20 protein-coding genes and 1 tRNA gene are annotated in these 22,978 nt (G+C 39.0%); 10 read left to right on the forward strand and 11 right to left on the reverse strand.

What is annotated here, in order from left to right; all coding sequences use genetic code 11:
• The first annotated feature begins 75 nt into the window (after positions 1–75).
• A complete protein-coding gene (locus WA352_RS09885; protein ID WP_228129549.1) occupies positions 76–819 on the forward strand; it encodes a hypothetical protein in 744 nt (247 codons plus the stop codon).
• A gap of 260 nt (positions 820–1,079) precedes the next feature.
• Here the strand turns inward: WA352_RS09885 and WA352_RS09890 are convergent, their stop codons facing one another.
• Entirely contained in the window at positions 1,080–1,931 is an 852-nt protein-coding gene (locus WA352_RS09890; RefSeq protein ID WP_005150475.1) for a hypothetical protein, read from the reverse strand.
• A 203-nt stretch (positions 1,932–2,134) separates the two neighbouring features.
• Here WA352_RS09890 and WA352_RS09895 point away from each other — a divergent pair, with 203 nt between their 5' ends.
• The 3 genes from WA352_RS09895 (at position 2,135) to WA352_RS09905 (ending at position 3,255) form a co-directional block, all read left to right on the forward strand.
• Positions 2,135–2,401, forward strand: coding sequence for a helix-turn-helix transcriptional regulator (locus WA352_RS09895; protein ID WP_005150474.1), 267 nt, complete (start codon positions 2,135–2,137; stop codon positions 2,399–2,401).
• 343 nt (positions 2,402–2,744) lie between these two features.
• Positions 2,745–3,008 carry a type II toxin-antitoxin system Phd/YefM family antitoxin gene (locus tag WA352_RS09900; protein ID WP_004671839.1) on the forward strand — a complete coding sequence of 88 codons (264 nt, stop codon included), beginning with the start codon at positions 2,745–2,747 and terminating at the stop codon, positions 3,006–3,008.
• Positions 2,992–3,255, forward strand: coding sequence for a Txe/YoeB family addiction module toxin (locus tag WA352_RS09905; protein ID WP_005150473.1), 264 nt, complete (start codon positions 2,992–2,994; stop codon positions 3,253–3,255). The genes WA352_RS09900 and WA352_RS09905 overlap by 17 nt, the downstream gene beginning before the upstream one ends.
• A 157-nt stretch (positions 3,256–3,412) precedes the next feature.
• Here WA352_RS09905 and WA352_RS09910 read toward each other — a convergent pair whose 3' ends face one another.
• Positions 3,413–4,513, reverse strand: a complete 1,101-nt coding sequence (locus tag WA352_RS09910; protein WP_005150472.1) for a ComEC/Rec2 family competence protein — start codon at positions 4,511–4,513, stop codon at positions 3,413–3,415.
• Positions 4,514–4,782: 269 nt separating this feature from the next.
• Here WA352_RS09910 and WA352_RS09915 point away from each other — a divergent pair, with 269 nt between their 5' ends.
• On the forward strand, positions 4,783–5,529 hold the full coding sequence (locus WA352_RS09915; RefSeq protein WP_005150471.1) for a hypothetical protein: 747 nt from the start codon (positions 4,783–4,785) through the stop codon (positions 5,527–5,529).
• A gap of 202 nt (positions 5,530–5,731) precedes the next feature.
• Here WA352_RS09915 and WA352_RS09920 read toward each other — a convergent pair whose 3' ends face one another.
• The 3 genes from WA352_RS09920 to greB form a co-directional block, all read right to left on the reverse strand.
• The gene (locus tag WA352_RS09920; RefSeq protein ID WP_005150469.1) at positions 5,732–6,937 is read right to left on the reverse strand and encodes a tyrosine-type recombinase/integrase; all 1,206 of its coding nucleotides are present in this window, start codon (positions 6,935–6,937) and stop codon (positions 5,732–5,734) included.
• Positions 6,938–7,105: 168 nt separating this feature from the next.
• Positions 7,106–7,195 (reverse strand) — tRNA-Ser (locus WA352_RS09925).
• A 96-nt stretch (positions 7,196–7,291) separates the two neighbouring features.
• Positions 7,292–7,780, reverse strand: a complete 489-nt coding sequence (greB, locus tag WA352_RS09930) for a transcription elongation factor GreB (protein WP_005202026.1) — start codon at positions 7,778–7,780, stop codon at positions 7,292–7,294.
• A gap of 373 nt (positions 7,781–8,153) precedes the next feature.
• Between greB and WA352_RS09935 the strand changes: the two genes are divergently transcribed.
• Positions 8,154–9,263 carry a transglycosylase SLT domain-containing protein gene (locus WA352_RS09935; protein WP_336142361.1) on the forward strand — a complete coding sequence of 370 codons (1,110 nt, stop codon included), beginning with the start codon at positions 8,154–8,156 and terminating at the stop codon, positions 9,261–9,263.
• A gap of 56 nt (positions 9,264–9,319) precedes the next feature.
• On the opposite strand, the gene WA352_RS09940 is transcribed toward WA352_RS09935, so the two are convergent.
• Together WA352_RS09940 and ttcA are read right to left on the reverse strand one after the other, a co-directional pair.
• A complete protein-coding gene (locus WA352_RS09940; protein ID WP_004801562.1) occupies positions 9,320–9,703 on the reverse strand; it encodes an SCP2 sterol-binding domain-containing protein in 384 nt (127 codons plus the stop codon).
• A 196-nt stretch (positions 9,704–9,899) separates the two neighbouring features.
• Positions 9,900–10,805 (reverse strand): tRNA 2-thiocytidine(32) synthetase TtcA, encoded by a 906-nt coding sequence (ttcA, locus tag WA352_RS09945; protein WP_004801563.1) that lies wholly within the window; start codon positions 10,803–10,805, stop codon positions 9,900–9,902.
• A gap of 498 nt (positions 10,806–11,303) precedes the next feature.
• On the opposite strand from ttcA, the gene WA352_RS09950 reads away from it, so the two are divergent.
• Entirely contained in the window at positions 11,304–12,164 is an 861-nt protein-coding gene (locus WA352_RS09950) for a lytic transglycosylase domain-containing protein (RefSeq protein ID WP_336142364.1), read from the forward strand.
• Positions 12,165–12,381: 217 nt separating this feature from the next.
• Complete coding sequence (gene htpX / locus WA352_RS09955; protein ID WP_033134302.1) at positions 12,382–13,287, forward strand: protease HtpX; 906 nt, start codon at positions 12,382–12,384, stop codon at positions 13,285–13,287.
• 58 nt (positions 13,288–13,345) lie between these two features.
• On the opposite strand, the gene WA352_RS09960 is transcribed toward htpX, so the two are convergent.
• From WA352_RS09960 to WA352_RS09970, 3 genes are all read right to left on the reverse strand, one after another.
• Entirely contained in the window at positions 13,346–13,939 is a 594-nt protein-coding gene (locus WA352_RS09960; protein WP_336142367.1) for a DUF4112 domain-containing protein, read from the reverse strand.
• Positions 13,940–14,017: 78 nt separating this feature from the next.
• Positions 14,018–15,355 carry a magnesium transporter gene (gene mgtE, locus WA352_RS09965; RefSeq protein WP_336142369.1) on the reverse strand — a complete coding sequence of 446 codons (1,338 nt, stop codon included), beginning with the start codon at positions 15,353–15,355 and terminating at the stop codon, positions 14,018–14,020.
• Positions 15,356–15,646: 291 nt separating this feature from the next.
• Positions 15,647–18,754, reverse strand: coding sequence for an efflux RND transporter permease subunit (locus WA352_RS09970; RefSeq protein WP_336142371.1), 3,108 nt, complete (start codon positions 18,752–18,754; stop codon positions 15,647–15,649).
• A 329-nt stretch (positions 18,755–19,083) separates the two neighbouring features.
• On the opposite strand from WA352_RS09970, the gene WA352_RS09975 reads away from it, so the two are divergent.
• Both WA352_RS09975 and WA352_RS09980 read left to right on the forward strand, forming a co-directional pair.
• Complete coding sequence (locus tag WA352_RS09975) at positions 19,084–20,697, forward strand: phosphoethanolamine transferase (protein ID WP_336142373.1); 1,614 nt, start codon at positions 19,084–19,086, stop codon at positions 20,695–20,697.
• 172 nt (positions 20,698–20,869) lie between these two features.
• Entirely contained in the window at positions 20,870–22,012 is a 1,143-nt protein-coding gene (locus tag WA352_RS09980) for a glycerophosphodiester phosphodiesterase (RefSeq protein ID WP_336142375.1), read from the forward strand.
• A 43-nt stretch (positions 22,013–22,055) separates the two neighbouring features.
• Here the strand turns inward: WA352_RS09980 and pnuC are convergent, their stop codons facing one another.
• Positions 22,056–22,628: a nicotinamide riboside transporter PnuC gene (pnuC, locus tag WA352_RS09985; RefSeq protein WP_336142377.1), complete on the reverse strand. Its 573-nt coding sequence runs from the start codon at positions 22,626–22,628 to the stop codon at positions 22,056–22,058.
• Between the last annotated feature and the right edge of the window lie 350 nt (positions 22,629–22,978).

Here is a 22,978-nt window from a genome sequence, read left to right on the forward strand (position 1 = left end):
ATTTAATTATGGCAAATCGGTCAATTTTTTTATAAAATTATGTCTAATTATACTTATTTTAGACATAATTTAATCATGAAAGAAGTGACTGTTATTGAACTGAGCGAACTGACAGGTCTCTCTAGATCAAAAATCTACTATCTCAATAAAAAAGGTAAATTAATGATTTTAAATGGTAAAATAAATTATGAAGATGCGCTACAAGTTATCACTTCATTAGTAATTAAGAAAACGAAGATAAACAATCAAGAAAATTTTAGACATATATTAAACATGATGCATTTGCAAAATATCACCTTACAGAAACAGCTAGATTTAGCTTATGAGCGTGAAAAAACCTATTTGGCAGAACTTGCAAGCTATCGGCAGAGTTTACGCCTGAAACCATCTCTCACCCCATTTATAGATGAGAATAATTCACAAGTAGAACTAGAAAATGATTTAGACAATATTGATAAAAATTGTCTAAACGGAATGCCGCCCGAGAGCGAAAATCATACCCCGACAGAATCGTGTCAAAGCATCAATGAAGAAATACAATCTACAAATGAGATTAGTCTCCACGTCCTCCCTACAGCCCCCCGTCAAAATGAAATGACCTTATCCGAGACAGAACGTGGAAAGACTGCATCTACAGAACAAAAAAAAGAAGCTATTGAACAAAAAGACGATGCTCTTGGCATGCAATCACCTACCCAAGGCCAAACAGGTCAACGAACTCTATATACACGCACAAAAGCCACAACCAAAGTAGACCCAGAAAAATTAAGAAGAGGTCTGATCATAGAACGCCGCCCACCCTCACCTAAAAAAACATAAAGAGTATTAGCAGTAAAAACAGGATTAAGAATCATGGGAACCAATCTATAGGAATCATCACCCACCATTTATTTAAATATGACCTCGCTTACATTGAACTGCTTAACTAATGTAAGTGTTGAATAAGTAAATTCCTAGTCTCTATCGGCTGCTAAGGGTAACTTAAATTCTGTAATATCCATCGTAATTCATCTACTAAATCAGCACCATCGATTGGCCTAAACGTTTATTCGTCACCACCCCATTACCAACACTCCTCCCTATTTGGAATCTTTTTCAATAATCTCTGCAAGCAGCTCTGGGCAGTTCCGTACATGATTAAGAAGTGTCTGTTCTTGATCATTCGAGTTAAAAGCCATTTTTTTCTTCAAAATATCTGCAACATTATGGGCGTTTAAAGCTCGTATAAATTCTCTGTTTTCTTCTTCCAGACTTTTAATGTAGCTAATATAGGTTCGATCCTGAATTTTGATATCACAAGATCCCTCATATCGTTTTTTATTATTTTCTAAAGCATCCTGTAATTCTGCAATTTTGCCGGTATTTTCTGCTATACGATTTTTAATCCAATTTTGATCAAAAGCTTTAAGCTCTTTTTCCAGTGTCGGATAAACATCATTAATTGCAGCCGTAACAGATTTCCAGCGTCCTTTTATTTTTGCAGTTTCTCGTAATACCCTATAAATGATCTCTCGCTTTTCATAGAGATTACCTTCATAGCGCTTTTTCACATTCTTTATACCATTGATTCGGCGTTGTAACTTAGGATGCTGAAAAACATGCTGATCAAAATCAAGTGCTAGGTATGCATAAAGTATTGGTTTATAGCCAGCAACACTATGTTTATTTTTTTGCTTATCATTAGCCCCCAATAATTCTTCTTTTAATTGAGCAATACGATCTAATAACTGATTCAGCCCATAAAACTGTGAAAGTTGAGCTTCTCCTTTGAGTGCAATCTCATCAGCCATACATTTTTTTATAAACTCAATTTCGTCAGAGGCAAATTCCCTCTGCTCTTTCAAAGCCCTTACACCACCTGCATGGTAAAGGTAACAATTAAGCATTTCCACCTCTAGAATATTGATGTCTTCATTAGTAACTTTCATCATGCTCAAAATAAAAATATTATAATAATTATAAATTTAACACATATTCTAGTATAATATTTTATTATCTTTGTAGTATGCTAAAAAAAAACTCACTGAGTCACTACCATCAGGTCATGGACAGTCATTAAGTCGGCATCACACGAAAAGTCTGATGAAATTGAATTGATGATTGAGTAGAATTTGGCTTAATGGAAACCAGTAAAATGTTAGAGTTACGCTATCGTGTAAAAGATTTAGTGAACTACCCTGAACGCCCAGCAAAGGACTATGTGGATCGTAGTGGTCGTAGACGGAGAGTTTCACACAAGCCTGCCAGCAAAGGTTTGTTGAATATCGCAGAATCTACTTTTTGGAAGATGATTCGTCGTGGTGATTTTCCTGAACCGACATACTTGACCACAAGTATGCCAACATGGACTGAAAGCCAAATCAATGCTTGGCTTGAGCAGAAAGTACTTCAAGCGGCATAAAAGGAAACAGCCTGTCGATGACAGGCTGTTTTTCTTATACTTTCACATTATGTACAAAATATTGTCTGTACAGAATATTGACACTTAAATTAAAGAGACTTATAGTTAGTATGCTTAGTCGCAATTGTAAGAGTAATAAGCTAACTAGTGTCTATCTAAGTATCTAAATTTAATGCCCAAAATTGAATGACGAAAATACAGCCAGCCATAGTGTCCAAATGTAATGATCAATGTATCTAAAGAAGTGACCAAAAATAGTGTTAAATGAAATGTCAAAATATAGTGGCGAATGAATATCGTAATTAATGACTTGTAATGCTTGAGTAATAGGAAAATTAAGACTATGCAAATTTTCACTTATACCGATGCTCGCAATAATCTGAAAACGGTTTTAGACCGTGTTATTGATGATTCAGATGTTGCAGTAATTACGAGGAAAGAAGGTCAACATGCAGTTGTAATGGGCCAAGACTATTACAACAGTATAATGGAAACATTGTACCTCATGTCTTCTCCAAGTAACGCAGCACACCTAGCGAAATCAATTGCAGAATTACGGGCATCTAAAGCAATCGAAAGAGAACTTTTAGATGAAACGGAAGACTAGTTTTACTCCAACAGCTTGGGAGGATTATGTGTACTGGCAAAGCCAAGACAAAAAAACTCTTAAGCGTATCAATACACTAATCAAAGAGTGTCTTCGTACTCCCTTTGAAGGTATTGGCAAGCCTGAACCATTACTCGGTGATTTAGCGGGGTTTTGGAGCAGACGAATAGATGAAAAAAATAGATTAGTCTATGAAGTAAGTGATGTAGCGATAACTATCATTTCTTGTCGTTATCACTACGAATAAAAGAGAAGCCCTAACTTAGCATTGGGGCTTCTTTACATAAATCATTTACTATATAGCCCACTTAACTGCAATAAGCCTACTTGGACTGAAAGTCAAATTAATACCTAGCTCAAGCAGAAAAATAATTAAGCAGTATTGTAGCTAATTTTAGAAAAAGTTAATTATCAGTATCATCTACTTCATATGAAAACTCTAATGGGGTTACTGAACCCCAGCCAGCTCGTTCAGGCATTCCATTATAATGTCGTTTTGTACTTCCTTTAGTTGCAACAACTTTAAATCCCCTACGCATAAAAGCATTCACAACACGGTCTCTAGGGTGCTTTTTAGAGGATTGGGATGCTGAAACAAATGCCGTCTTATTTAAAGTAAGATTATGCGCATCAAAATTGATCGGCTCACCTAATAAACGGTTTAGTACAGTAGTAGATACATTTCTCCGACTACCGTGATGTGGTACTTGAACAAACTTTAAATCTTCTTTCAGTCTTAAATTGTTTCGTTCAGCAAAAATACAAGCCCTATCAATAGCTTCGACACCACTATCACCAGTAAGTACGAATCCGCGTCCTAATAAATTGGCATATAGCACTACACTACTATTATTTTCTGCTGAAGTTTGAACGTTATTAGGAAGATTCTCATCACCCCAAGATTCCTCTAGTAGCTTAGCAACTGTTTCAACAAAATTTTCCATGCCATCCATAATATTTTCAAAAACCATTTTTGCTTTTGGTGGAGTTTTTGAAAAGTCTGGTACTAGTGTATTTTTATACCAATCCTCATCAGGAGACAGAACTGTAAATGGTCCAATTTTTGCGCCTGCATAGGGTTCATACACTGGAATAGATTGTTCTATAGCTAGTTCATACACACGATGAGCCAGTCTCAATTTAGTTTTCATACGTTCACTAAGACTATTTGCAGTCATACGTCCATCATGAAATAGATCTAGAATCTCTGCACTATATTTCCACGGTTGATGAATCCAAACTTCACCAACTTGCATATTTTCCAACACATAAGTTAATCCAGAAACATGGTCACCATCCGGATGTGAATTAATAAGATAGTCAATCTTATCCATACCATAGTATTTTTTAATATGTTCAACCATAGCTTTGCCAGATGTTTGAGTGCCACCATCGTAGGCAATGATTTTTCCTACATTATCTTCAACGTAATGAAAAAGAATGCAATCTCCACTTTTTTCCCCACTCCCAACAGGCAAAAACTCTATCTCATAACTTGTAATCATCTTAAAACCCCATAATCATTCTTGTATAATAAGTGGTAGCTATTTTTGATATTTCAATTAAAATTTAATGATTTATTTTAGTTAGCAAGTTGTGCGTTATTGGGCTTTTTTTAAATTTCCCCATCCCTGAAGTTAGCTATAATTTCTACTGATAACCTTGGAGAGTGAGGGTAAGTCTTTAGAGTTCATGTAGGAATATCTAAGCACCAAATACTTGAAAACCTGCATCCAACCGAAACCATATATACTTTATAGAATGAGAAAATATAGTGAAACTATCAGACTATTTTGATCAATACTCACTTTCTGCACGAGTAAGACCTGCACTCTTTATTGTTTTACCAATAATATTAACGGCATATATACTGTTTGAACCACTTAGAACACTATTAGGCTCTCTGTTAACAATCTTATTGACTTGTGGAGTAGTTAATTTTTTTTCCAATCAAATGTCATCAAAAGGAAATGTAATTCAACAAACGTTATTTACTAAATGGGGTGGCGCTCCTACAACTCTTATTTTACGCCACTCAAACAATGAACTTGACAAATATACAAAACAAAGATATAGAGAAAAGCTAGTTTCATTAGTATCAAACTTTAAAAATGTCACTGAAAGAGCTGAAAGGTCTAATCCTGCCAATGCTGATCAATACTATATTTCAGCAATTAACTACCTAAAAGAAAAAACAAGAGATAGTAAAAAATATCCTTTAATTCTTAAAGAAAACATGAATTATGGATTTAGCAGAAATCTATTAGCTTTTAAAACCACAGCTATAATAATTATTTTAGCCTCATTACTAATAAGTCTTTCAATAATCTATGTTAAATTTAAAGATAAATATGTGGATATAAACTCTCTAATCTTATTACCATCTGAATACTATGTTCTAATCATCCTACACGTTATTTTTTTATTAATTTGGTGTTTCATGATAAATGAAACATGGGTAAAAGTTAGGGCATACGCATATGCAAAACGTCTTTTATCCTCTTGTGAAGAGATAGCTTAAAAAATTACTCACTCAGCACTCATTACAACTGCCATTTAAGACAATGGTCATTATATAAAATTAATTACTTATACATAAATATCTCATTTATTTAAAGTACACAGAGCCAATTTATTACAAATTGGCTTCTCTTAGACTTCTCGGTAATATTTTGACTAGCAATTTAATTACAAGATCAACATTCTTCTCGCTTCAATTCACTTTATTCAAGTAAAGACCCCAAATAATCTGCCCACTCCTGCATCATCTCACGACGATTATTCAGAAACTTGGTTCGGTTATAAGCTGTACCATTGTTGTCTTTTACCTTATGTGCCAGTTGATGCTCAATAAAGTCCACACGCTGCTCTAGAATTTCATCCAGCATAGTACGTGCAGTTGCCCTGAAGCCATGTGCTGTCTGTTCACCACCGTAACCTAGACGCTTTAAAGCTGAATTGATGGTATTATCAGAAATAATGTTTTTGCCATCTCGACCAACAAAGATATATTCGCAGTATGGATGTAGATCAATGATTGACTCAATTAGACCAAAAGCCTGATCTGACAAGGGTACAATATGAAGCTGCTTGGTTTTACTGGCTGTAAATTTAAAGCAGCGCTCCTCACGATAAAAATACTCCTTTTTCAGCTTGCGTATCTCCCCAGGTCGCTGAAATGTCAGCACAGAGATTTTCAATGCTACCTGCGTGGTCAATAAACAACGTGTATAAAGTTTGGAGTAGTTCCAAATTTTATTCAGCATCGGAGCTAAATCCTGTTCTTCTGTTACAGCTGCAAAGTTTCCGCCCTGTGGCTTTGGTAATTCTATATCCTCAATAGGATTATACTGAATCAGCTTTTTCTTACGCGCTGACTTAAAGATTTGGTTCAGGTCTGATTTAAGACGCTTGGCTACTGACAATGCACCACGTTCAATGATGCGCTTAAAGACCTTAGCTTCTAGTATCTCTAATGTGAGTTGTGGAAAAGTTAAATCACCAATATAAGGATAAGCATCATGCTTTAAACGACGAACAGTTTCTTCATCCTGCTTTTGTTCCAACTCCCGTTTATATAACCATGCTTCAGCAACAATACGAAAGGTGTTTTCTGCTTCTTTCTGTTTCTGAGACTTAGTTTCAATCCTTTCCATTGCAGGGTCTATGCCCTGTTTGATAAGTTTTTTATATTCATCACGAATCGTACGAGCATCGTCTAACGAAACTTCTGGGTAAGTGCCTAAAGATAAATCGTTACGCTTGCCTAAGAATGGGCGTGTGTAATTGAATATCCAATATTTGCTACCGCCCTGATCTATACGCAGATAAAGATTTCCACCATCTGACAGCTTATACATCTTATCAGGATCAGGTTTGGCTTTTTTAACTTGTAAAGCACTAAGCTTATTGATTCCACGAGTTGCCATAGTTCAGACATAAAAAAATGCAGTAAGAAATAATCTTACTGCATTTTTTACTACTTTATAACCACCGATTGGCGTAGTGCGTCACGGCTTGTTATATCGTACATTCCCAACTTTAACCTTACAAATCATAAACTTATATAGTGTTAAACAGTGTCAGAAACTTGAATTTGGCGGAAGCGGTGAGATTCGAACTCACGGAGGACTCACACCCTCGTCGGTTTTCAAGACCGGTGCATTAAACCGCTCTGCCACGCTTCCAATGGCGGCTATCATATAAATAAAAGTTCAACTTGGCAAATCTTTTATTCAAAATAATGCATCAACCGCTCAAAATAAAATCAACGCTCTGTAATTTTAAGCATTTTCAGGTTTTTCATAACGAATTGAGTTGATATACCACAGTTTTTTGCCCAACGGCGTATGCACCTCAACTTCATCATCCACTTGTTTCCCCAGTAAAGCACGCGCCATAGGTGACTCAATCGAAATATGTTGCGGATGGTGATCATAGATTTCATCGACACCCACGAGACGCAATTTTTTTTGCTCCCCTGCATCATTTTCGATTTCAACCCAAGCACCAAAGTAGACCTTTCCCTCTTGCTCAGGCACATAATCGACAATTTTTAATTCTTCTAAACGTTTTCCTAAGTAACGAACCCGACGATCTATTTTTCTAAGTATTTGTTTATTATATTGATAATCAGCATTTTCCGAACGATCACCAAGGCTTGCCGCCCAATTTACTTTTTTAGTTATTTCAGGACGTTCGTCATGCCAAAGCTTTTTTAGCTCAGCAACCAAAAGGTCATGCCCAGTACGCGTAATTAAATTCGATTTCATAAGCCCAAATACGTTAATACAACAGTCCATTTACAAGTTTTTGCATTGTATGCCTTATTTCGCCACGACTAAAGTGTATAAATTTTATTCTTTTCCAAATCATAGGTTTGTGATGTAACTCTCAATTTTTTATTGTGCAAAATTTGACATTCTTGGTTTTGCCGCTTAATATGCGCCCCTAAGTTTGTTTTTGTTTATTTTTTATACACTTTGTAAATGTTGTGAAACATTTGCACCATCTTCCTTTTAACTCAATGTCATTACTGAATGACGTTCATGACTTGCCCACCCTTATTGAATTTATCAACTTTTAAAAGTTAAGGCAGTGTTTTGCTGAACTTTTTGGGCATAAATTACCTGTAGCGGAGACAACATGCACAGTAATTCAAGTTCTGGGTCGAGGCCTAGCCTTAACTCTTTATCTTCCAAACGACCTTTTCAAGCTTTAGCATTAGGAGCTGCAATTCTTCCTTTCAATAGCTTGAATGCTGAAAAATCACATCAATACAATATGGTTGTGAATACCAACGTTTTAACTGTCGTTGCAGTTGAAAGTCCAACCACGGTCTTTAAAGACGGTCAATTCCAACATGGTTTTGGTTATGACTTAGTGCGTAATTACGCACAAAGCTTAAATGTAAAGCTTGATTTCAAAACCGTTCCTGACAATGCCACGGCATTGAAATGGGTTGCTCAAGGTAAAGCGAACATTGCTATGACAACAGCCAATCTGGCTGCGATTGAAAATAAACAACTGGTTTCATTTTCAGCAAGTTGTGGCGATCAAGCAAGCTTAAGTAAAAATGGTTTAAATCCTCAGCTAAACTGGGTGTTTAAGCAAGCTGATGATCCCCTCACACTTACGGCGAGTGGTTTTATCTGTCAAAGTAAGCAATCGGGTACAACCCAGCAATTGGCCTCATTCTATAACCGCAATGTGGTTAAACCAGAGTCTTGGTCTACGATTCAAAGAGATTTGAAACAACGCTTACCGATTTATAAGGCCAGCTTTAAACAAAGCGCATCTAAATATAATTTAGATTGGCACTTACTCGCAGCAATTGGCTATCAAGAGTCTTATCTTAAACCAAGCTCAGTTTCTCCCACTGGCGTACGTGGTTTAATGATGTTGACCAACAGTACAGCCAAAGCGATGGGCGTAAGCAATCGCTCAGATCCACTGCAAAGTATTCAAGGTGGTGCAAAGTACTTTGATCTGATGTTAGATCAATTTGGCAATGTGCCTTATCCAGACCGTAACTGGTATGCTTTGGTTGCATACAATATGGGTCCTGGTGCAGTCAGCCAGATTCAGAAACGTATTCGTGCACAAGGCAAAGACCCAAATCAGTGGGTCAATTTATATGACTATTTACAGCGTAACCAAGCTCGAAATGGTCGCTATAAACAAGCCGTACAATATGTGACGCGTATTCGTACCTATTTAGAACATCTCAAGACCAATAGCCGTATTGATGTATAACTGAATAGATATAAAAAAAGCTTACCTCTGGGTAAGCTTTTTTTATTCAGAAAGACTTAAGCAGTAAGCTCAAGTACTTTCTTGAATAAATCTTTTTGCTCTTGGCTTGGCTTAGCTGTTTGTAAAGCCATAAGCTGAGACATATCGCCTTGCACTTTGATTTTACCAGTCATGAATGCTTGCATCGCAGCAGCCATATCAAATTCCAAGAATACTTTACGTAAAGTTTCAGCATCCATGTTCAAAGTTGTTTTAGCATTTGAAGATAAACCCTTTTGGATTTTACCCGCATCTAAAGCCAACTCTGTATTACCAGCTGCATCTGTTACAACCAAGTTAATCGCTAAATTCGCAAGTGCTGGTGGCAAGTTTAAATCACCTGCTTCAGCAGTAAGTTTTTCAACAGTTGCAAACCAATCATCAGTTAAAAATGCAGCCATGATTATTCCTCAAATGTATTTGTTCAATTTCTTGTGCCATCTATCCAGACGACATCTCATGAAGCAATTTGCTCGTGCCCTGTTATAGCATGTAATTTTTATTTTAGGCTATGATTTTTTGTACGCGTGATTCAATTTTTAAAATTTTGATAAAAAAAAGGTACTTAACAAGTACCTTTTCAAAAACTTTTACACTTTACTCAGCAGCAAAACTGAGATTGACCACATCTAAGCGATTTTTCAACTCTTCTGGGTCTTTCATATCAAATTCACGTTGAGCATCCAACGCTTCAAAATCGAATAGCTCACGGTCCGCCAATTGTGATGGAGACACATTCTGTAAGGCACCAAAAATACTGTGTAAACGTTTTGGATGCTGTTTATCCCATTCACGCAACATGTCATTAATAATGGCGCGTTGTAAGTTTTCTTGTGAGCCACACAAGTTACACGGAATAATCGGGAACTGGCGTAAATCCGCATATTTGATAATGTCTTTCTCTTCGACATAAGCCAAAGGACGAATCAGAATATTCTTTTTATCCGATGAAAGTAATTTTGGCGGCATCGCCTTCAAACTACCACCATGGAATAAGTTCAAGAAAAACGTTGCCATGATGTCATCACGGTGATGACCTAATGCAACCTTGGTTGCACCAATTTCTTGAGCGAAGCCATACAGCGAACCACGGCGTAAACGAGAGCATACTGCACAGTAGGTCTTGCCTTCAGGTGTTAAGCGCTTGGTAATGGTATAAGTATCTTTTTCAAGAATGTAATATGGAATATTGTTCTCTTCCATATAGCGCGGCAAGATATCTTCTGGGAAGCCCGGTTGCTTTTGATCCAGATTCACAGCCACAACATCAAAATTGATAGGTGCAATCCGTTTAAACTGCAGCAAGATATCCAATAAGGTATAGCTGTCTTTACCGCCAGACACACAAACCATGACCTTATCACCGTCTTCGATCATGTTGTAATCACGAATTGCATGCCCAACCTGACGACGAAGCTTTTTCAACAGGCGATAATACGCTGAACTTGTCGGAAGTTCTGGCTTGAAATTAAATCCTTGGTTGGATTCCACTGGCGCGTACATAGACGTGATTTACTCATAAACAAAAATACCCGCAAGATTTTATCTCATTCCGAAAAAATGCGCATCTAAAGAATTTTTCAATTTCTTCCAATCGTCATATTTGAGTTTCATACTGGTAAAATTCTGATCAAAAAAATTCAGATTCGGCTGGATTGCTTATATTTCAAACTTTTCCACAGTTGTCCACAAAAGCTGTGGATAAATTTGTGGATTTCTTCGCTATTGACAAACTCTTTTTATCTTAAAATAAGGCTTCCGATTAAATTGATCATTTTTTAACCAATGATTTTATAAAAGCAAAATCAATGACTTATATAAGTCAAGACTTAGTTTTTAAAAAAAATATTTTAATTTTTTTTGCTGAACATTCGAACAAAATGACTTGATTTTTGTCTAACAGTCGAAAATAAAAAAATTGTAGCGAAAGTTCTTTTTTTACTTTTTTTTGTTACACTGCTGTGAAGAACTTATGCTCATCCTTTCGTGAATATTATAATGATGAACAAAACAACATATTTTTTTACCCTTTGCTTGGGGACAATCGGTTTTTTTAATGGCATAGCACCAAGCTATGCTGGGCAGACGATTTATCAATTTAAAGACAACAATGGTACAACGCTGCTGACCAATAAGAAGAAAGCAGAATATAGCCATTTAAAAGTGGTGAAAGCAACCTACTATCCCGACAGTAATATCCATAGTTATAGTAACTGGGGTGCAAGTGAGGCTTCAGTGCTTCCGAGCTATAGCCGTAATAAAAATGCATTCGATCCATTGATTCGCCAAGCGGCACAGCAACATGGTGTCTCTGAGGGATTAATTAAAGCGGTCATGCACACTGAATCAGGCTTTAATATCAATGCCCGCTCTCCAGTTGGTGCCCAAGGCTTAATGCAACTGATGCCAGCAACTGCACGTCGCTTTAATGTGAATAATGCCTACGACCCGCAACAAAATATTTTTGCTGGTGCAAAATATTTAAGTTGGTTACTTAAGCGATTTAATGGTGATACCCGACTTGCAATCGCGGCATATAACGCAGGTGAAGGTAATGTCGATAAATATGGAGGCATTCCCCCGTTTCGTGAAACCCAAGATTATGTCCGTCGTGTCACTAGCCGTTATCAAAACCTATATGCATCAAGCATCGGCTCATCATCGAGCTCAAATGCACAGGTGATTGCACAATCGACCAATTACACCACGCCATCAACCGAAGCTGTAGAAGTTGCACCAGCCCCGAAACAATATAATCGTCAGATCATTACCCTTGCAGACGGCACCTTTACCGATGCACCATCAGGTACCTATACCACCACAAATGCCACAGCATCTGCTCGAATCCGTCTAAGTGATTAACAATTTAAGAATGCTATTCTCACAACGTGATTTTAGCTGCTTGTTTTTATAAAGAAATTGTTTTAAGTCACTGTTTATCAGCCAGTTCATCGTTTTATAGGCTAAATGTATCTATGCCTATTTTTTGCTTGAATTTTTACAATTCGCCCTGCATATTAGCGTTATGATTTATAATTTATAAATCAGATCACTTTTTCTTTATAAGAGGGTTTTCTCAATGATGCGGATTGGTTTGTTCTTGCTAACCAACCTCGCGGTACTGGTTGTAGCTGGCATTATCTTGTCACTCTTCGGTGTCGGTAGTTACCATGGCGCAGGGGGCTTGAATCTAGGCAACCTTTTAGTCATCTGTTTTGTCTTTGGTATGGTGGGTTCTATTATTTCCCTGTTCATGTCGAAGTGGATGGCTAAAAAAACCACTGGGACAGAATTAATTGACCCAAATGCACCCCGTAGTCAAGCAGAAGCTTGGTTATTACAAGAAGTGGCGCAATTATCTCAACGTGCAGGTATTAAAATGCCTGAAGTGGGTATTTTCCCTTCTTACCAATCCAATGCATTTGCGACAGGTTGGAATAAAAATGACGCATTAGTAGCTGTTTCAACTGGCTTACTTGAGCGTATGAACAAAGATGAACTTCGTGCAGTACTCGCGCACGAAATCGGTCACGTTGCAAACGGTGACATGGTGACCCTTGCGCTGATTCAAGGTGTAGTGAACGCCTTTGTCATGTTCTTTGCACGTATTGCAGGTGACTTCATCGACCGTAATGTATTTGGTCGTGAAGAAGGTGAAGCACCAGGCCTTGCTTATTTTGCTATTACGATCGTACTCGACATCGTATTCGGTATTATGGCCTCTGCCATCGTGATGTGGTTCTCTCGTCAACGTGAATATCGCGCAGATGAAGCCGGCGCACGTTTAGCAGGTAAACAAGCAATGATCTCTGCTCTACTTCGTTTACAAGCAGAATCAGAAATGCCAGATCAAATGCCGAAAGAAATGAAAGCATTTGCGATTGCGGAAGGTAAGGAACAAGGCTTTAGCTTAGCTGCTTTATTCCAAACTCACCCAACCATTGAACAACGTGTTGCTGCATTACAGCAATTAAATGTTCAATAATCAGTATCAGATACATGATAAAGCCTCCATCACGGAGGCTTTATTTTTGCTTAAAAATCTAGTGTGCTTGGAAAGATTGATAAAACTGCCACAGATAACTGAAACCGGCCCAAACCGCGACAATCAATAAGATAAGGACTGCAGTTCCCAATAAATCGGGGATTCTTAACCAAATCCAGCTGACAACTGGATTACGCCAGAAAGCTGAAGTCTTCTGCTTTTGTTCCAGTGATTCATGTAAGAATGGATGGACCACATGAATATCACTGTGCACCTGATACTCCTCACGAATATGCGCATGTACGATTTCCAAAGTTCTTCGACTTGGACGAATAAAGACATCGAATACCGTGCCGATAATGGGGATAAATCCGACCAGCATATCCATAATTGCCAGTTTGACCACACCCTTCAGTTTATGCTGTGGTACACCCACCTCCCTCGCCTTTTTAAACGCATACAGGGTTAAAATAAAACCTGCAATATCACCTGCAAAAGGAATGGTGCTCAGTGCAGCATCGGCTCCGACACCTTGTTTGGTGAAAGGAATCCGAACCAAACTGTCCATGGTATTGGCAAACTTTGCTAAATCACGTTCAACAGCAATCGCTTGCTGCTGAGTTAATTTTTTTTGTTCTGTTGGAACCGTCATTCACTCAACCTAAAAACCATGTTTATGCTTGAGAATAAAGCAGATTTTCCGTTTTGTCGGTACGATTATTATTACCAATCAGAATAAAATCATCGAGGCGATAAATAAATACACCAACACACCTGTCGCATCACAAATTGAAGTGACCAACGGCGCGGAAGCACTGGCAGGGTCAAGTCCAGCTTTGTTTAAAATAAACGGTAAACTCATTCCGATCAGACAGCCCATCAATACAATGCCCATCATACTGAGCGCCAGTACCAATGCCACCATTTCATCACCACGGAAATAACCCAATAATGACACTGCAACCGCCATGGTGCCACCTAAGCACAGTGCAACTAAACTTTCACGTCCGAGTAAATAAAACCAGTCTTTAAATTGCACATCACCCGTTGCTAAAGCACGGACCATCAATGTTGAAGACTGAGAACCTGCATTGCCGCCACTTCCCACCAATAATGGCAAAAAGAAAACCAATACCAGATTTTTCGCAATCACATCTTCATAGTGGGCAATACCAATCCCTGACAACAAGCTACCAAACACCAAGAAAACCAACCAAAAAACACGCTTCTGATAAAGTTGCAAAATGGGTGCCGACTTAATACTGAGTTTAGATGATGCATTGACCGCACCGACTTTTAGGAAGTCTTCTGTTGCTTCTTCGCTGGCCACGTCCATCGCATCATCATAGGTCACGATCCCGACCATCTTGTTTTGATGATCAATAATCGGCAGCGCTAATAAATCATAACGTGCAATGGTTTTTGCCACTTCATCTTGGTCGGTATCCACATAAGCGGTTAAGACATTGGTTTCCATGAGCTCATTAATATTTTGCTCTTCAGGTGCAAGTATCAATTGCTTTAAAGATAAAACCCCGAGAATTTTGCGTGCTTCATCCAACACATAAGCGAAATAAATCATTTCGGTATCAGGAGCTTCGAGACGTAGCATTTTAATCGCATCATTGACCGTCATATTCGGTTTTAAGGTCGCATATTCGGAGCTCATGATTGCCCCTGCTGTTCCCTCTAAATAGGATGACAGTTGACGGATATCTTCTCTCTCGGCCTGTGCTAGGGCTGGTAATAGCGCATTTTGTTGCTCTTCATCTAAACACTTAAACACGTCAGCGCGTTTGTCCGATGACATTTCTCCAATAATCTCTGCCAGAATATTTCTAGGCATCGCTTGAGCCAATTTGACTTGTTCATTGGGTAGAAGATAGGAAAATACGTAGGCTCGATCGGGTAAATGCGTGAGCAGCAATTGACTTTGTTCAGCCGAGAGCTGTGTCAAAACATCTGCAATATCGACGGCTTGAAATGTTTCAACTGATGCAAGTGCCAATTCAATATGATTATTTTTAAGTGCGTCGCTTAATAAATATAAAAAGTTGTTGTAGCTCATATTCGCCTCTTCACTACAAAGTATCTGCAATGAAGGACTAAACGCAGCGTATTATTTTACGATCGAATAGAAAACTTCATTCAGATTTTGATTAATATAAAAATGTGTAATTTGAAATAAACTACAACTCTGCGTGTCCATTTAGGGAATCAAACCTCATTAGGCCGCTTATACGGCACGGCAATACTACAAATATTTTTTTATATTCTCAACTTAGACAACAAAAATGAACAATTCGAACCTTTATTAGAGGAACGAATTATTCATGTCTGCCACTAATTTATAGTGCTCTTATTTAGCCAACTCAACCTTATCTTTAGGCTTAAACAAGGTTCTGACCAGTACATACATGAATGGAATAAAGATCAGCACCAGAATCGTACCAAATACAACTCCACCAAACACACTATAGCCAATCGCTTGTCGGCTCAATGCGCCCGCACCACTGGAGAACATCAATGGAATCACACCTGCACCAAATGCAATTGAAGTCATTAAAATTGGTCTGAGGCGAAGCCCAGCTGCATGTAATGCAGCCTCTAATGCTGTTCGGCCTTGCTGCTGTAAACTTGCTGCAAACTCAACCATCAAAATCGCATTCTTACAAGACAGGCCAATGGTGGTCAACAATGCAATCTGGAAATAAATATCGTTGGCAAAACCAAACCAATAACTAAATAGAATCGTACCACCAATCCCAAGTGGAATCGCGGCCATGACCACTGAAGGAATCGACCAGCTTTCATACAGCGCGGCAAGACAAAGGAAAATAAAGGCTACAGACACCAGATATAACCAGATTGCCTGATTACTGGATTCCTGTTCTTGATAAGACAATCCACTCCATTCCAAACCGACATCAGGCATTTGATCCACCAGACCACGAATGGCCTGCATCCCCTGCCCGCTACTAAAGCCATTGGCTGCATCTGCTTCCAAGCTGATGGCAGGATAGCCCATAAAACGTTCCAACATCGGTGGTGCACCTTGCCAAGCAATCTGACTAAATTGCGAGAAGGGTACCATCTGCCCATTGGCATTTTTGACATACCAGTAATTCAGGTCTTCTGGCTTAGCACGATACGGCGCATCACCCTGTAAATAGACCCGCTTAATACGCCCACGATCAATAAAGTCATTGATATAGCTGCCACTCCACGCTGTCGAGAGTGTGCGGTTAATTTCACTGACATTAAGACCATGAATCATCGCAGCTTTATGATCAATCTTGATATTCAATACGGCCTGATCATCATTGCCTTTTTTATCAAGGTTTTCGACCGAAGGTAGTGCATTCCCTTGTTGCTGCAAACTTCGGAAAGAGTTCAATAAACTTTCTCGACCCAAGCCTTTGGTATCCTGTAGCCAAAACTCCATTTTGTCAGAGTTCCCGAGCCCACGAATCACCGAAGGCATCAGTACCATAATACGTGCTTGATTATTTTGGGAGAAATACTTCATTGCACGCGCACGAATTTGCTGTGCGCTATTTTCTGAACCTTTACGATCATTCCAATGTTTAAGCGATACAAAGGCCTGACCCAAATTCTGTCCTGTACCTGAAAAGTTACGCCCATGAATCACCATGACCCCATTCAGGTTGGCCTTTTCATGTTCAAGGAAATAATCTGAAATTTGTTTTCCAACCTCTTCGGTCTTGCTCATTGGTGTCCCTTCCGGTAAACGAAATTGAACCCCTAACAAGCCTTGATCTTCTTGAGGTAAGAAGCTGGTTGGCAGATCACGATAAACCCAAATAAAGCTACCGATCAGCAGTACAATACCCAATAGAGAAATGGTTTTTAAGTTAATGACTTTTTGTGAAACATTGAGATAACGCGTTTTAATATAGTCCAAACCCTGATTGAACTTGATCGCCCAACGCGCCTGTTTCTGCTGAGGCTTTAATAAAATCGCACATAAGGCTGGGGTTAGGATCAAAGCCACCAGTAATGAAAGTCCCATCGCGACCACAAGCGTAATAGAGAACTGGCGGTAAATAATCCCTGTTGCACCACTAAAGAAAGACATTGGAATAAATACGGCGGTCAGTACCAAAGTAATCCCGACCAAGGCACCACTGATCTCATGCATGGACTGAATTGAGGCTTCCTTGGCACTGAGTTGCTGTTCATGCATCAGCCGCTCAACGTTTTCCACCACCACAATCGCGTCATCGACCAACAAACCAATCGCCAACACCATCGCAAACAAAGTCAGGGTATTGATGCTCATCCCTAAAACCGCTAAAACGGCGAAAGTTCCGAGAATTACCACTGGCACGGTAACCGCTGGAATTAAAGTAGCCCGCCAGTTTTGCAGGAAGATAAACATCACCAAGACCACCAGCCCAATTGCTTCGATCAGGGTTGATACCACTTGCGACATGGATTCTTTTACGAAAGGCGTATCATCGCGTGGATAGACCACAAAATAGCCTTCAGGAAGCGCTTTTTCTAAGCGTGCCACTTCCTTATACACTGCATCAGCAACTTGCATCACATTGGCCCCGACCGTCAAGGACAGTGAAAGCCCCGATGCAGGATAACCATTTAGACGGTTAAACACCTGATAGTTTTCAGCACCGACTTCGACACGAGCGACATCTTTTAAGTAAACAAAGCTACCATCTGTATTGGCTTTGACAATGATATTTTCAAACTGTTCTGGTGTTCGTAATAAAGAACCCGATGTGACTTTGGCATTTAAATATTGATCTTGAGCGGCAGGTAAATCCCCAATCGCACCTGCTGCTACCTGTGCATTCTGGTTTTCCAAGGCAGTGCGCACTTCACTGACTTGTAATTGATAACGTTCTAAGCGTTGTGGATCGAGCCAAATACGCATGGCATATTGCGATCCGAATACACTGACCTCACCAATCCCTTCGATTCGACTGAGATTTAATTCAAAGTTATTGGTTAAATAATCTGAAATATCTAAATTGGTTGAACGCCCTGATTTATCTCCCAGACCGATCACCATAAATGAATCACTCAGCGACTTGCGAACATTAACGCCTTGTCGTTGTACATCTTCGGGTAAGCGGTTAATCGCGCCATTAATCGCATTTTGTACCTGAACTTGTGCTTGATCTGGATCTGTACCTTGATCAAAGAACAGACTGATTCGGCTATTACCACTGGCATCACTGCTGGAGTTGAAATACAGCAGATGATCAATGCCTTTAATTTGTTGTTCTAAGACTTGGGTAACACTGTCTTCAACCGCTTGTGCATCTGCACCACTATAATTTGCCGCAACAGTAATTCGTGGTGGCGCAATATCGGGATAACGCTCCACTGGTAACTTTAGAATTGAAAAGAGACCCACAGCCATGACGATGATTGCCAGTACACCAGCAAAGATCGGGCGATGAATAAAAAACTTAGATAACATGGCTGTTTATTCCATTCTAGAAACAGTCAATTTTTCAAAAAGATAGAGAGAATACGAGTACGTTCAAACTATGATCATTACCGAGCTTTCAGGCAAACACCATCCCTATTAACATATCATTTCAAAAAGCAGAAATTGAGGAGAAATAATGGATTTTAGATACTTCTGCATAACTTCATGCACGATCTTTGCACTAATTTAACAGTTTAGCTGTGCTAATTAATTTAATTTACTGTGCAATCAAATACTTCTTAATTTAGAATTGACACACTCCCCCGTTAAACCGATATTAGCCGCTTAACTTTTCTCCCTCACAGTACTAGGCATATATGAAGGCCAGCTTAAAAAACTTGAATATTCTGCTGCTGATTTTGCTGCCTGCATTCATTACAGGCGGCTTGCTGATTGCCGCAGGTAATTTATCTGATGGTTTAAGGCTCGGCTTTTTATCTCTACCTGGTGTTTTGTTTATTTATTTGGCAATTACGCGCCAAAAAACATATTGGTATATCCTGACCATTGCTTGGTGGTTTATTGCTTGGTTAGACGCCTTGCTACGTTCAAGTACCTGGTTTTTATTTAATAGTGATAATGAAGCCTATTTTGTTATTGAAGCGATAGCCAATACCAATCATCAAGAAATTTGGGGATTCTTACAACTGCATCTGGTCACGATTGCTGCAGTAATTTTTGCTTTACTCAGTGTGTTGACTATCTATAGTTTTTCTGTATTTAAACTGGTTCAGCCTGCCCATTTTAGTCAACTCTGGCACAGTCGCATTTATCGCAGTTGTATTATTTTATTGATGTTACTGACCGTGACCAGCTATTTGATGAAACCTTCACGAAAAGTCCACCCCATTATTTTTTGGACTGAGTTTGAGACTAAAATTAAAGATTTCCAAAATAGAATTAAGCAACATAAAGATGTCCATCAGCAATGGGATGTCAGTGCTCAACAAAATCTCGCACTGACCCAACAAGCAGTAGGCAAACAAACCCATGTACTGGTACTTTCTGAAAGCCTAACCAGTTTGAATCTAGGGGTGTGTGGTTATGCACGCGATACCACACCTGAATTAGCCAAACGACTGGCTGACATCAAAGTATTCTGTAATGCCTTCTCACCATCACCATCTACGATTAATGCATTACGGGTCTTGTTGACCGAAAGTCCGGCTTCTGAACATGATAAATATTCGCCTGAGAGTGTGCTGGCTTACGCACGTGCTGCAGGATATAAAATTTATTGGCTCAGTAACCAAGATGATACTTATCTGTCTTCTTTATTTGGTTCCTATGCCGATAAAGCGGTTTATAAAAACACCCGCTCTGGACGGAGTAGTACCTCTTTAGATGAAAGCTTATTGCCTGATTATCAGCAAGCACTTGCAGATCCTGATCCCAAGAAGTTAATTATTCTTCATCTGATTGGTGCACATCCGAATTATAAAGAGCGCTATTCTGCCGCCTTCAATAAATTCAGCAGTGAAAGTAATGATACTGTAGAAACAGAACTGAAGAATCGAGATATTGACCCTTGGATTCGTTCCTTACGTAATGATTATGATAATGCCGTGTTATATGAGGATTCTCTGCTAGCACAATTTTTAGATACATTGAAAGCCGATACAGTCCCAGATTTTAGATCATTCACCGTTGTATCAGATCACGGCAATGAAGTGGGGCATGAGATTGACTATGCTGGACATAGTCCCAATACCAAAGCAGGCTATCAGGTTCCTGTAATCATGTGGGCAGATAAAATGCTCGCCACTGGGGTTAACAAAGACAGAACCATCAATACCGCCGAACTTGATAACAATTTAATGCACATTATGGGACTGAAAGATAAATCATCGCTTGGACAATCTTATTGGCAAGATAAAGACTATCAGTTTATCCCTGAGATCAATTGGCCGTATTGGAAGCATAAATCCTAAAATCATGATTAGACATCCAGTTGTGCTCAATTGTCCGACTGGATGTTTGCTATACATCACACAGACATTTTAAAATTCTTGATAATTTCATAAAAGCATCATGCAACTGTCATTGATTTGATAACTTTAGCTTTCAAACTAGCCGCTTAAATAAAAACTGATGAGTTTGTTCATGTTTAAAAAAGCTGCGCTTTGTCTCTGCCTGCTCAGTCTTGCAGGCTGTAATGATGACAATAATAATCAAAGTAAGACCACTCCACCTGAATATCAACTGCCAAAAATTTTAGTGATTGGACATCGTGGTGCCAGTGCGCTTCGACCAGAACATACCCTCGCCTCTTATCAAAAAGCCATAGATGACGGCGCTGATTTTATTGAACCCGACTTGGTTTCAACCAAAGATGGTGTCTTGGTCGCTCGCCATGAAAATGAAATTGGTGGGACCACCAATGTTTCCACTCTACCTCAATTTTCTGACCGTAAAAAAACCAAAGTCATTGATGGGGTCACTTTAGAAGGCTGGTTTACCGAAGACTTCACTTTAAAAGAGTTACAGCAACTCAAAGCCCGTGAACGTATTCCACAATTCCGACCAGACAACCAAAAATATAATGATCTCTATGCCATTCCAACCTTAGAACAAATCATTGAACTGGCAGAAGCACATTATAAAAAAACAGGCAAAATCATTGGTCTATATATTGAAACCAAACATCCGACCTACTTCCAGCAACAGAATTTGGCGATGGAAGATGCTTTACTAAAAACCTTATCCAAGTATCAATACAGCCGAGATATTGCACCTATTTATTTACAGTCGTTTGAAGTTGGAAATTTAAAATATTTAAAAAGCCAACTCGACTTACACAAGAGTGTTAAGCATGCACAATTAATTCAGCTCTATGATGCGCCAGAAGCAAGACCGGCAGATTATGTTGTGCAAAACAACCCTAAAACCTATGCGGATTTGGCAACAGCACAGGGCCTTAAAGATGTTTCAGCTTACGCCAATGGTGTCGGTCCATGGAAAGTCTATGTCTTTAAAGATGCCGCAATGACACAGACCACCTCGTTTATTGCAGACGCACATAAAGTCAATTTAAAAGTACATCCTTATACCTTCCGTCCAGAAAACAACTTCCTACCCGATACACTAAAATGTAGTGCTGATGTTGCAAAAGCAGCTGAGCGCTGCAGCACAGGGTCCATCAAAGAAATGCAGCTTTATTTTAAAGCGGGGGTCGATGGCGTATTTACCGATGATCCAGCCTTAGGCCGTCAAGCTGTACAGACCTATCAGGCAACGACGAAATAATCTTTATCCACAATAACAAGGGCAGCTTAGCTGCCCTTGTTATTTATAGCTGAAACTTTTGTTTTTGTTTGACCTGTTGCCATTGCCACCAACCATAGGCTGCCAATCCAACAAAAGCTGCATAGAGTCCCGCGGTCAGGAAAACCTCTTTGTAAATAAACATACCGACATAGATAATGTTGACAAAAATCCAGAGAATCCAAGTGGCAATATGCTTACGACTGGTCCAGTAGGTAGCAAGTAAACTAAATGCCACCAATTGTGAATCTAACATCGGTACAGCAGCATCGGTAAAGTGTTTAAGAATCAAGCCAAACAACAGACCAAAAATCAGCGCCAAGCACATTTGCGCCAATACAGTGCTCTTGGCAATCGGTTCAATCCGAATATCATGGTCTTGACGTTTGCCTTTAAGCCAGTAATAGAATCCATAAACATTCATCGCAATAAAGAAAAATTGCAGGATCGTTTCGCCATATAACTTGATGGTAAAGAAAAAATAGGCATACAAACTACACGCCAGAAAGTTAAACCACCAACACCACATATTGCGTCGAATGGTCAAGGTCACACCAATCAGACTAATCACTACCGCAAAAATTTCAAAGGCAGACAAGAGCAAACTTCTTTCAGAATTTGATGGCAACATTATGGAAAAATCTGCAATTTTAGCAATGCCCAATTGTTTATTTACTTTGCTTATATTTTTATCTTTATTTGAGAAAACGACTATTTTTCACCCAAAGCCTATGTTATAAAAATCTAAAGCTTATTTCAGAATATTGATATGTTCAGCAACAAAGTGTCTTTCGCACCCGTCATCGTGATTTCGCATGCTATTTCTGCCCATGCAGCATGGCGACGTGTCTGCATTTTTATGCGAGGAGACTTTGTACTGCTTCATCCGATGACCCCTTAAAAAAGCATCATTTGAATCCCAAGGTCGCCTCAACAGCGACCTTTTTT

Origin of the sequence: Acinetobacter sp. 102, from assembly GCF_037028485.1 — a bacterium.
Classification (GTDB): domain Bacteria; phylum Pseudomonadota; class Gammaproteobacteria; order Pseudomonadales; family Moraxellaceae; genus Acinetobacter; species Acinetobacter higginsii.